This window comes from Sorangium sp. So ce836 (assembly GCF_028553905.1).
GTDB classification, from domain to species: domain Bacteria; phylum Myxococcota_A; class Polyangia; order Polyangiales; family Polyangiaceae; genus Sorangium; species Sorangium cellulosum_D.
This window is the reverse complement of the sequence record NZ_CP102233.1, coordinates 11417932-11429510: the sequence shown is the minus strand read 5'-3', so window position 1 is coordinate 11429510 and position 11579 is coordinate 11417932. Positions and strand designations below refer to the sequence as shown.

The following is an 11579-nucleotide window of genomic DNA, read 5'->3' as shown; positions in this document are numbered from 1 at the left end:
ACCGGCGGCGCCCGTCGCCGCTCCGTCAACCGACCTCGGCGATCGGCGCCTCGGGCACGGGCACCTGCGTCTCCGGCCTCCGCTCGCACGCGTCCTGGCTGACGCCGACGCCGTAGCGGTAGATGAGCTCTCCCCCCAGCCAGCCGCTCGCGCCCGCGAGGCCGAACCCCGCGGTCGACAGCGCGATCCCGAGGGGCCGCAGCCCGCTCGCGCGCGAGGCGAGCGAGGCGCCGTACACGCCAGCGATCGCCAGGTTCATGGCGCCGTGGACGAACCCGATCCGCTTCGCCGGGCCGAGCGTGGTGCTCCAGTCGGCGAGCCCCGCGAAGGCGGCCACGAGCGCCCCGCCGAGGCCGATGGCCGTGCTCGCGTCCGCTCCCCGATGGAGCCGCCGCCCGCGGCGACCGATGCTCGCAAGGTCGAGCACGAGCCCGCAGGACCACGCGCCGATGGGGATGGTCACCAGCACCGGATGCAGCGGGTGCCCGAGGAACTTGCCGTGGAGCACCTTCGCGACCACGGGCGCTCGCCTCAGGACGGACTGGATGCCGCGCTGAAGCGGGTCGGCGATCCGGTCGATCCAGTCCTGCCCCTCGATTCCTTCCAAGACCGCGGTTCCGATCATGTTCCCCCCTCGCAGGCGCCTCATCGCGCACATTTCCAGCGCATGGCGCCCGCCCCGCCGACCGTCCAGCGGTGAACCCCCTGACCCGGACGCCGAGCAATCGGCGGACCCCACCGGAGCGGCTCGGGCGTTCCCACCCCCTCGCGCGGTGCCTGCCGGCGCGATGCGCGGGCACGCCGGCGCAATTCGCTTCTGCAACGGTGCATCGCTGAAATTTCAGATTCGAAATCCAGGAGTGCCTCATCTGGAACGAAATCCGTTCAGATCGCGAACAGCAGAGATGGCACGGACGGTGCTCTATGTCCGGGCAGCGCTGCCGGCGCGGCCTTCCCCCCCCCCGAGGCCCCGGCGGCGCTTTTTTTTGCCCGCTTTGCGGGACTGCACGGGCGCACCGTGCGCGCCCGTGCCGTGCATTCCTCGTCCTGAGCGGCGTTCTCTGGTATCTCGCCCGTGCCGCGCCGCGCGCGGCCTCCCGGAGCGATGCCCCTCCTCGCCGACGTCGCGGTGCCCGTCCCGCTCTCGCAGGCCTTCACCTACGAGGTGCCGGCCGCGCTCGCCGGCGAGGTGCGGCCGGGGGCGCGCGTGCTCTGCGAGTTCCACCGGCGCAAGCTGCTCGGCGTCGTGCTCGCCGTCAGCGAGCGCAGCGCGGCCATCGACCCGTCCAAGATCAAGCCGCTCGCGGCGCTCGTCGACGCGCGCCCGGCGCTGCCGGCGGAGCTGCTCTCGTTCCTGCAGGAGCTCGCCGCGTACTACTTCGCGCCGATCGGGGAGGTGCTCCGCCTCGCGCTGCCGGCGATCGAGCGCGAGCAGGTGCGGGCGCTCAAGGCGCAGGGCGAGCTCGGCGGGGTCCTCGATCTCGGCCGGGCCAAGCAGGTGGGCGGCCGCAAGGTGGCGTACGCCAGCGCGACGGACGCGGTCGAGGAGCCGGGCACGCTCCGCGGGCAGGCCGCCGCGGTGCTCGCGCTGCTCCGGGCGAACGGCGAGCAGCCGGTCGCGCGGCTCGAGGAGCGCTACGGCAACGCGCGCAGCGCCCTGAAGAAGCTCGCCGAGCGCGGCCTCGTCGCCCTCGACGAGCGCGAGCCGCCGCGCGACCCGTTCTTCCGCCTCCCCGAGGAGCGCGACGTGCCCCCCGAGCTCAACCCGGCGCAGGCCGAGGCCGCGGCGCGGATCGACGCGGCGCTCGCGGCGCTGTCCGCGCCCGGAAGAGCGGCGCCGTCCGCGCCCGGAGGAGCGGAGGCGCGCGGGGCCGCCCCGCGTGAGCCGCGGCCCGCCGGGCCGAGCGCGTTCCTCCTCTTCGGCGTGACCGGCTCGGGCAAGACCGAGGTGTACCTGCGCGCCATCAAGAGCTGCCTCGATCGCGGCCGCGGCGCGCTCGTGATGGTGCCGGAGATCGCCCTCACCCCGCAGCTCGTCGCGCGCTTCCGCGCCCGCTTCGGCGACGAGCTCGCCGTGCTGCACAGCGGGCTGAGCGACGCCGACCGCCACGCGATGTGGGCGAGCCTCCACGGCGGCAAGGTGCGCGTCGCCATCGGGGCGCGCTCCGCCCTGTTCGCGCCGGTGCCGGATCTCGGCCTCATCCTCGTCGACGAGGAGCACGACGGCTCGTTCAAGCAGGAGGAGGGCGTGCGCTACCACGCGCGCGACATGGCGCTGCTCCGCGCCCACCGCGCCGGGGCGGTGTGCGTGCTCGGCTCCGCGACGCCCTCCATCGAGTCGGTCGCGCTGGTGCGCCGCGGCAAGCTCGTCGAGCTGCGCCTGCCGGAGCGCGCGCACCGCGAGGCCAGCCTCCCGGAGGTCACCCTGGTCGATCTCCGCCGCTTCGGCGCCGGCCCCTCGGGCGACCCGCTGATCTCGCTGCCGCTGCACCGCGCGCTCGAGCGGACGCTCGCGGCGAAGGAGCAGGCGATCCTGTTCCTGAACCGCCGCGGCTTCGCGCCGAGCGTCGTCTGCGGCTCGTGCGGGAACCTGACGACGTGCTCGGCGTGCTCGGTCGCGCTGACCTACCACCGCGGGCGGCGCCGCGACGCGCGCCCGCAGGCGCCGGCGGGCGCGCCGGCGCCGGGGCCGGCGGCGCCGCTCGACGAGCGGCCGCAGGGCGGGCTGCTGCGCTGCCATTACTGCGACTACGCGGGGCCGCTGCCGGAGCGCTGCGGGTCGTGCGGCTCGCGGACCCTGCTGCTCGAGGGCCTCGGCACCGAGCGGCTCGAGGCCACGATCGCCGCCTCGTTCCCGGAGGCGCGCGTGGCGCGCCTCGACCGCGACGTCGCGGGCAAGGACCGCTCGCAGGCGATCCTCGCGAGGATGCGCGAGGGCAAGATCGACATCCTGGTCGGCACGCAGATGGTCACGAAGGGCCACGATCTGCCCAACGTGACCCTGGTCGGCGTGGTGAACGCCGACGCCGCGCTGGGGCTGCCGGATTTCCGGGCGGCCGAGCGCGGCTTCCAGCTGCTCGTGCAGGTGGCCGGGCGCGCGGGGCGGCGCGACCGCCCGGGCCGGGTGCTCATCCAGACGCGCAACCCCGAGCACCCGGCGATCGCGTTCGCCGCAGCGCACGACGTGCCGGGCTTCCTCGATCGGGAGATCCGCGACCGCGAGGAGGTGGGCTACCCGCCGGCCACGCGCCTCGCGCTGATCCGGATCGACGCGGTCGACGAGGGCGTGGGCCGCGGCGCCGCGGCGAGGCTCGCGGCCCACGCGCGCACGTGTCCGGACGGGCTCGCGCGGCGCGTCGAGGTGCTCGGGCCGTCGGCGGCGCCGATCGCGCGCCTGCGCGGGCGGTACCGGTTCCGGGTGCTCCTCCGGGCGCGCGAGCGCGGGCCGCTCCGGGGAACGCTCGCGGCGCTCACCGGGCTGATGCGGGACGGGATCGACCGGAACGCGCGGGTGATCATCGACGTGGATCCGGTCGCGATGCTGTGACCGCCGCGCCCGCCGCGTGGCGCCGCCAGGCGACCGCGCCCGCCGCGCCCGCTGCGCGGCGCCGCCAGGCGACCGCGCCCGCCGCGCCCGCTGCGCGCTACCCCGGCGCGGCGAGCTCGGCGAGCTCGCCGCGGGACGCGCTCGAGAGCCGCTCGAACTCCGCGCCCAGCCAGTCGAGGAACGCCGCGTCCCACGACGGCCCTTCCGGCCGGGAGGCGATCGCCTCGGCGAGCTCGCGGTCCCAGCGGCCGTACACCTCGCGGAGGAGCGCGTGCGCCCGGCGGCTCGCGGCCGAGGCCGGGTCGGCGTGGTCGTCGACGCGCTCGGCGAAGGCGTCCTCGCAGAGGAAGTAGTTGCATGTCGCCGCCCGCCGCTCGGCGGGGATCGTGCAGCCGCGCGCGCCGTGATAGACGCATTTCGAGCGCCGCGGGGCCGTGGGGCCCTCCCGCTTGCGCACGCGCCGGAGCTCGAGCCCGCGGCTCGCGGGGAGCAGGTTGCCGGCGGCGATCTGCTCGAGCAGCCAGCCGCGGCCGGAGAGGGAGACGATGCGCCCGATGTCCGTCCAGTCGAGCTCGGGCGGGCTGACGCAGCACCCCGCGGGGCCTTGCGGGCACTGGCCGCACAGCGTCGAGTGCAGCCGGGTGTGCTCTCCTGATAGCTCCAGACGGATCATCGATGCCCTCGCCGTGCCCCGAGGGGCCGAGACGGGCGCTCGGGATAGCGCACCTCCGGGACCACGGCTCGCCAGGAATGACAGAAGCGCCCCGCGGTCGCAACGGACGCTGGCCGAGCGGCGATCCGGCGCGGCCCGAGGCGGGGCCGGGCCGCGGCCCGATGTGGACCCGCGCGTCGGGCGGCGACCCGGCGCGAATCCCCTCGAGCCGCGCGCGAGCCCGGCGCCAAGCTCACGTGCGCCGCGCGTCCGTCGTCGTCAACATGGTGTTCGAAAAGAGCGAGAACGCGCACTCCCGGGCGCTCGTGGAGGAGCTGAATCAGTTAAAGTAAGTAACGGCGCATCGACGCGCGCCGTCGCGGAGGGCGAGAGGCGGAGGGCGAGAGAAAGATGCGATCGTCCTTTTCTGGCCGCGGCGGGAGTTGATAGGCTGCGCCGGCCATGGGCGATGCGCTTCCCAAAGAGGTCGGTCGGGCCATTCGCGTGCTCCGGCTGCTGCACGGCCTCAGCTACGCCGAATTCGCCGAGAAGGCGCGCCTCTCTGCGACGTACCTGCGGCAGGTGGAGCGCGGGGAGCGCGATCTCGGGCTCGGCGCGCTGGCGCTCATCGCACAGGGGCTCAACTGCGATGCTCGGCTCCTCCTGCCGGGCGACGGGCGGAGCCCGGTCTCCGCCGTCGTCGCCGATCGCTTCGACCGCGCGCCCGAGGCGCTCCAGGAGGCGCTCCTCTTCCTGCTGATCGAGCCGGACGACTCGCCGAAGAAGCAGGCCATCCTCGCCCTCATCAACGATGATCCGGAGCGCGGGCGGCCGCGCTCCCGGCCGCGGCCCGAGGAGCGCGGCTCGCGCGGCTCCTCCCCCCCGTCGTCGAGCCGGAAGCCCGGGCGATGAGCCCATGCGCGGTCACGGCCGCGCGGACGAGATGAGGACGAGCATCGGCGGCGAGCGGGGCGCGAGCAGGCCGCTGCTCTGAAGGTCTATCCCGTCCATCGCCGCGAGCCGCTGCGCGGCCAGGAGCTGAAACGCCGCGAGGGCGCGCGTACGCCGCTTGTACGCCGTCGAGAGGGGGATTCCGGACTGGTTCGCGAAATCCGCCATCGGGACGCCCTCGATGTCGTGGGCCACGAGGACGGCGCCGAGCTCGGCGTCGAGCTCCCGGAGGATCGAGAGCGCAAACAGGCGATCGCACTCCGAGATGATCTGCTCCTCGGCCGACGGCTCCTCGAGCTCCGCGTCGAAGTCGTCCGGCAACGGCTCCTCCACGCGGCGCCGCGCGCGCTCTGCGTAGTGGGAGGCGGTGTGGACCGCGATCCGGTTGAGCCAGCGGTCGGGCGGGCCGCGCGCGGGGTCGTAGTTCGAGAAGCTCTCGTGCGCCGCGAGCATCACGTTCTGGGCGACGTCCCGGCGATCTCGGCGCGGCACCCCCAGGAGGCGCAGCCAGCGCCGTACGAGCACGATCGTTTTCTTGTTGAAGAGCCGCCAGTAAGCCCCTTCCCTGTCGTTCGGCGGCATTCCACCGTCGCTTCCGTGCCCTGTGCCCGGCATTGCGTAACGATCGTTATCACAAGAAACCAAACTTGCAAAACGCGACCGAAGCGATCCCAGGCAGAATTTCGCTCTTTCGGGTAGGCTTCAGGTAGGTTGATGTGGGTGGGGGTGGTTGCCGTGTCGAGGGCTCGCTCTCGTGCGTATTGCGCGGATACAGGCCGAATCGTTCGGAAATGCGTCGCTCGACGATGGTTTCCGAGATGTAACGATCGTTCATCGTCCGGCTCCGGCGGCGGGGACCGTGCGTCGCGCCGGCCGCGCTCGTTCAGCGGGCCGGCGGCGCGCGCTCTCGGTGGCCCAGCGCGGGCGCGGCCGGGCGCGGCGCCTTCGAAGCCGGCCGAGGCCCGCTTTCCTCGCTGGACGCCACGGCGCCGCGCCGGTAGACGGCGGGCTCGATGCATTCGCTCCACCGAAGGATGCCGGCCCCGCGGCGGGCGCTCGCGCCCCGCTGGGGGCGTGTCGCGATCGCGCGCGCGGGCTCTGGCGAGGCGCCCATCCCCCATGTCGGCTGACGCGGAGGGGCCGGGGGCGGCGCGCCGCGGCGAGGCGGCGGGGGCAGGCGACGCGGGGGAGGCCCCGGCGCCGCGCCCGCGGGTCGCCTACTTCGGGCGGCCGGGGACGTTCAGCCACGAGGTGGCGTCGCGGCGCTTCGGCGCGAGCGCGGACCTCACGCCCCGGCGCACCATCTCGGAGGTGTTCGACGCCGTGGCCGGCGGCGCGGCGACCTACGGCATCGTGCCGATCGAGAACGCGGTGGGCGGCCCGATCTACGACACCGTAGATCAGCTGATCCGCCGCGAGGGCACGGGCGCGCCGCTCGTCGTGTGCGAGGAGCTCTCGCTGCACGTCACGCTGTCGCTGCTCGGCAGGCCGGGCGCGGCGCCGAAGCGCATCTATTCGCACTTCGTCCCGCTCAAGCACGTCGGCGACTGGCTGCGCGCGAACTACCCCGACGCGCAGATCCTCGAGGCGGAGAGCACCGCCGAGGCGGTCGAGCGCGCGGCGCAGGACGGCGAGGCCTGGGCGATCGGCAACAAGGGCGCGGCGGCGATCTACGGGCTCGAGATCCTCGTGCCGAAGCTCGGGGTGAAGGGCGAGAACATCACGCGCTTCTTCATCGTCGGCAGGGCCGCCGAGCCGCCGCCCGAGGGCGGGCGGACGCTGCTCCTCTTCGGGCTCGACCACCGCCCCGGCGCGCTGGTGGCCGCGCTGTCCGCGCTCGGGAGACACCATATCAACCTCACGCGCATCGTCTCGCGCGCGCTGCCGGACAGCCCCGAGGAGTACCTCTTCCTGGTCGAGTGCGAGGGCAGCACCGAGGAGCCCGCGTTCAGGGACGCCCTCGCGCAGCTCGAGCAGCACGCGACGGGCGTGCGCTCGCTCGGCTCGTTCCGCGTCAGCCAGAAGTACGAATAGCCGAGTAGGCGCCCCCACCGGCGGGCGGAACAACGCCGCTCCGAAGCTGGAAATATCCTCGCGCGGGGTGGCCTGCGTGACTCCTCTGCTCTTTTCGATGGCCAGTCGCGCCTCGCCTGCGACTAGAACGCTCGCCGCGAGCGATCTTGCGTTCATCGACAGGCGAGGTGACATGAATCTACGTTGGCAATGGCTCTTCGTGGTTGTGCCGGCGCTCATGGGTTCCCTGGAAGCGTGTGATTTGGGCCCATGGAGGCTGGCGCCGCCGGGCGACGGCGACGGCGACGGCGATCTGCGCGGCGGGGCGGGGCCGAAGCGGAACCCCGCCGGCGCGCGCTGCAGCTGTGATGCGGATTGCGACGGCGACGCGGCCGTCTGCATGCTCGGCATCTGCATGCAGCGCGCGGAGGGGCCGTGCGCGGCGCCGAACAGCGAGGCGGGCTGCGCGCCCGGCTCGCGCTGCTTCGACACGGATATCCTGACGGACACGGGGGTGTGTTATCCCGTGTACGATCCCGAGACCTGCGAGGGCGTGGAGAACCGTCACGGCCTCTGCTCGCCTCGGCGCGGCGACGGGTGCAACGCGGCCTGCGGCGCGGCGTGCGCGGAGGACACGGTGGGCCCCGGGCGCGTGGGCGCGGCCTGCGACGCGGACGAGGCGTGCTCGCTGCCCGGCGCGACCTGCTACCGCGACGCGGACCCGGCGGCGCCGAACGGCTGGGTCGAGGGGTACTGCCTCGCGTTCGACTGCGAGAGCGACGACCAGTGCGGGCCGGAGGCGGGCTGCTTCCCTGCGGCCGAGGACGGCGCGCCCGTGTGCATGAACACCTGCGGCAGCGATCTCGACTGCCGGCCGGGTTACGTGTGCCACGTCATCGACGAGGCGCACGGGTCCGCGTGCTTCGCCGGCTGCGACGCCGCCGCGACCTGCCCGGATGGCGCGACCTGTCTCGGAGAGCTCTGCGTATCGGACGAGATCGCGTGCTCGCCGGACGTCCCGTCCGGCTGGTGTCCGAGAGGCAGCCATTGCGACGACGGCGTGTGCCGCAAGGACGCCTTCGCGTGCGAGTCCGAGGGCGACGCGCTGGAGCCCAACGACGACGCGGGATCGGCGGTGAGCGCGCCCGTGGGCGTCACGAAGGAGCTCACCCTGTGCGAGGGGGACGAGGACTGGTTCAGGATCGTGGTGCCGGAGCGGACCATCGTCCGCGTGGGCATCCGGTTCCGTCACGCGGCGGGGGACATCGATCTCGTGGCGTACGACGGCGAGGGCCGCCTGCTCGGCTCGCGCTACGGCGAGCAGTACCCGTACTCGTACCGAGATCAGGAGACGAACACCGAGTTCTACGGGTTCTACTCGGAGCGAGGCGGCGCCGAGTACCTCGTCCGCGTCGTCGGCTACGACGGGGGGCAGAACGCCTATGATCTCGACGTGACCTCGTATCCTTATGTCGACGGCCCGAGCTGCGTGGGCGCCGGCTTCTCGTTCGACGAGTGCGCCGGCTTCGGCGACGGCGGCAGCGGGCTCTTGCCGTTCCCGTTCCCGGATCCGGACGACTCGGTCGTCGGCGGCGGTTACGTCTGGGAGACCTTCAGCAACTACCGCTTCGCGCGGCGCGAGCTCATCATGCTCGTCCGCGACGCGCTCTCCGAGACGCTGCGGGCGTTCCCTGGCACGGCGCCGCTCTCGCTGATCGACGTCTGCCAGATGAACGGCGTCACGCCCGGATACGACGTCGACGACCCGCGCCACCCCGAGTCGACGCACGACCAGGGGGGCAACATCGACATCGCGTATTTCCAGACGGACGGGTCGAACGACGGGCAGATCATCTGCGGGGACGGGTCGAAGCACGAGGACGGGTACTGCTCGTCGGCGGCGAAGCGGAAGCACATCGTCGATCTCGAGCGGGAGGCGTTCTTCATGGCCAGGCTGTTCCGCTCGGCGCGCACGCGCGTCATCGGGGTGGACAAGATCATCGCGCCGTTCCTCTCGAAGACCGCCGAGAAGCTGAACGCCCTTCCGGCCAGCGACCCGAGGAAAATCACCGACGGCGAGCTCGCGAGCTTCTCGGACCGGATGGCGTACGGCGATGGGTGGCCGTATCACCATCATCACATCCACCTCAGCATGAACTGGTGGCCGAGGCGGGTCGCGGGCGACGGTGGTCAGGCGGGCGCGTCGTTCGCGGCGTCCCCTGCCATCCACCGCTCGCCCGAGCTCGCGGGCGAGCAGCGGATGGCGTGGCCTCCGCGCCCCGGCGCGATGAAGCGGTGAGCCGTTAGCTAAGGAGAACGACCACAGAAGCACAGAAGAGAGAGGAAATATCTTGTCCTATCTTCCTCTGTGCCCTCTGTGCCTCTGTCGTTCAGTCCCCTCTTCTCTCCCCCTGTCTCGCCGCTGACGAACGGCTCGTTCGTCGGCGGCGAGGCTCCCGCTCAGGGCACGACCGTGATCCGGTCGAGCGCGGGCGGCGCGACGGGCGAGCGCGCCGCGAAGTAGTCCCGCAGGGCGTCCAGATCGAGGGCGCCGCCGAGGCGATCGGCGCCGTCGTTGAGCACGGTGAAGCCGTCGCCGCCGGTGGCCAGGAAGCTGTTCACCGTCACGCGGTAGGTCCGCGCCGCCTCGATCGGGACGCCGCTCATCCGGATCGAGGCGATGTCGACCTTCGAGCCGATGGGCGCGCTCTGGCTGTACGTGTACGTGAAGCCGTCCGACACCTGGAGGATCAGGCTCCGCGGCGTGCCGGTCGAGTCCACCCGGAACTGCTGCTCCAGCAGCTGGTCGATCTGCTCGCCCGTGAGGGTCATCACGACCAGGCTGTTGCCGAAGGGCTGCACGCTGAAGATCTCACCGAACGTGACCACCCCGTCCGTGGGCTCGGTTGGCGAGGCCGCGTAGGTCAGGTCGGCGCGGACGCCGCCCGGGTTCATCAGCGCGACCTCGGCCCCGCCTTTGCTCGCCTCGCGCGTGGCGGCGAGCTGGGCGTCGGCGATGATCGCGCCCATCGCGAACAGCCCCGAGCCCGTGGCCGGGACCGCGCGGTCGAGCGTCGCGGTGATCGTGCCGACCTGCACGTTGGCGAGCGGCGCCGAGAGGTCCTTGTAGCGCGTCACCAGGGCCTCCACGGCCGCGTCGGGCGTGTCGCGCGTCACGACGACGTTGTTCGCCGTCTTCGCCGTCACCTCGCCCGTGGTCCTGCTGATCTCCAGATCGATGTCGGTCACCAGCCGCCCGAACGACGCCGCGCTCGTCACGATCTTGTCGCCGAGGAGGCAGTTGTACGCCTGGTGCGTGTGCCCGGTGACGAGCACATCCACGGCGGGGTCGACGTTCGTGGCGATCTCGATGATCGGGCCGGAGATGTCGGGGCACTCATTGAAGTGGCCTGTCGGGAGCCCCCCCTCGTGGAGCACCACCACGATCGCCTCGATGCCCTGCGCCTGGAGCTCCGGGACGATGTCGTTCACCGTGTCGACCTCGTCCATGAACGACAGCCCCGCGACGCCGACCGGCGTCACGATCGACGGGGTGCCCTCGAGCGTCATGCCGATGAAGGCGATCTTCACGCCGTCGAACTCGCGGATGTCGTAACGCGGGAAGAGCGTCTTGCCGGTCGTCGTGTCCACGACGACGTTGGCGGCGAGGAACTGGAAGCTCGCGCCGGCGAAGAACGAGCCGTCGGCGCAGCCGTCGACTGGGCTGCACCCGCCATGCTGCATCCGGAGGAGCTCCGCGGTGCCCTTGTCGAACTCGTGGTTGCCGACGCCGTTGATGTCGAGGCCGAGGAGGTTCATGGCCTCGATGGTGGGCTCGTCGTGGAACAGCGCTGACACGAGCGGGCTCGCGCCGATCAGATCGCCGGCCGAGACCACCACGGTGTTCGGGTTGGTGGCGCGGAGCGCGGCGACGCGCGACGCGAAGTAGGCGGCGCCGCCCGCGTTCACCTGCGTTTCGTCGGGCAAGGTGATCCTGCCGCTGCTACCCGAGGGGGGCTCCAGGTTGCCGTGGAAGTCGTTGAAGGCGAGGATTTGCACGCTCACGGTGTCGCCGCCGCTGGTGCCGCCTGCGCCGCCGGTGCCGCCGCCCTGCCCGCCGGTGCCGCCGCCCTGCCCGCCGGTGCCGGCGGCACCGCCGGTCCCTGAACCACCGCCGCCCGAGCCGGTACCCGTGGCGCTGCCGGTGCTGCCGGTGCTGCCGGTGCTGCCGGTGCTGCCGGACGCCTCGCTGGGGCCGATTGGCTCGTCGTCACCGCAGCCCGTGCCGGCGATCGGAGGCACGCACAGCAGGGCGCCAAGGAGCGTGACCCGCCACGCCCGCGCGCATCTCCCCAGGGCTCCGGAAGCACCGCTCGCTCTCATCTCCGCTCCTCCACTCCGCCGCGCTCGCCGCAC

Annotated in this window: 8 protein-coding genes; 4 read left to right on the top strand and 4 right to left on the bottom strand. The window is 72.8% G+C overall.

Annotated features, from left to right (window positions below; translation table 11 throughout):
* Positions 1-25: 25 nt before the first annotated feature.
* Positions 26-625, bottom strand: a complete 600-nt coding sequence (locus NQZ70_RS41670; protein ID WP_129579184.1) for a DUF2231 domain-containing protein — start codon at positions 623-625, stop codon at positions 26-28.
* Positions 626-1105: 480 nt separating this feature from the next.
* Here NQZ70_RS41670 and priA point away from each other — a divergent pair, with 480 nt between their 5' ends.
* Complete coding sequence (gene priA / locus NQZ70_RS41665; RefSeq protein ID WP_129579183.1) at positions 1106-3547, top strand: primosomal protein N'; 2442 nt, start codon at positions 1106-1108, stop codon at positions 3545-3547.
* Between the two features lie 97 nt (positions 3548-3644).
* On the opposite strand, the gene NQZ70_RS41660 is transcribed toward priA, so the two are convergent.
* Complete coding sequence (locus NQZ70_RS41660; RefSeq protein WP_129579182.1) at positions 3645-4220, bottom strand: hypothetical protein; 576 nt, start codon at positions 4218-4220, stop codon at positions 3645-3647.
* A gap of 441 nt (positions 4221-4661) precedes the next feature.
* Between NQZ70_RS41660 and NQZ70_RS41655 the strand changes: the two genes are divergently transcribed.
* Positions 4662-5111, top strand: coding sequence for a helix-turn-helix domain-containing protein (locus tag NQZ70_RS41655; RefSeq protein ID WP_061622109.1), 450 nt, complete (start codon positions 4662-4664; stop codon positions 5109-5111).
* Positions 5112-5123: 12 nt separating this feature from the next.
* Here the strand turns inward: NQZ70_RS41655 and NQZ70_RS41650 are convergent, their stop codons facing one another.
* Complete coding sequence (locus NQZ70_RS41650; RefSeq protein WP_237244532.1) at positions 5124-5765, bottom strand: RNA polymerase sigma factor; 642 nt, start codon at positions 5763-5765, stop codon at positions 5124-5126.
* Positions 5766-6269: 504 nt separating this feature from the next.
* On the opposite strand from NQZ70_RS41650, the gene NQZ70_RS41645 reads away from it, so the two are divergent.
* Positions 6270-7184 (top strand): prephenate dehydratase domain-containing protein, encoded by a 915-nt coding sequence (locus tag NQZ70_RS41645; RefSeq protein ID WP_129579179.1) that lies wholly within the window; start codon positions 6270-6272, stop codon positions 7182-7184.
* A gap of 172 nt (positions 7185-7356) precedes the next feature.
* A complete protein-coding gene (locus tag NQZ70_RS41640; RefSeq protein WP_129579178.1) occupies positions 7357-9462 on the top strand; it encodes a hypothetical protein in 2106 nt (701 codons plus the stop codon).
* A gap of 161 nt (positions 9463-9623) precedes the next feature.
* Here NQZ70_RS41640 and NQZ70_RS41635 read toward each other — a convergent pair whose 3' ends face one another.
* Positions 9624-11546: a bifunctional UDP-sugar hydrolase/5'-nucleotidase gene (locus NQZ70_RS41635; RefSeq protein ID WP_129579177.1), complete on the bottom strand. Its 1923-nt coding sequence runs from the start codon at positions 11544-11546 to the stop codon at positions 9624-9626.
* Positions 11547-11579: the final 33 nt, after the last annotated feature.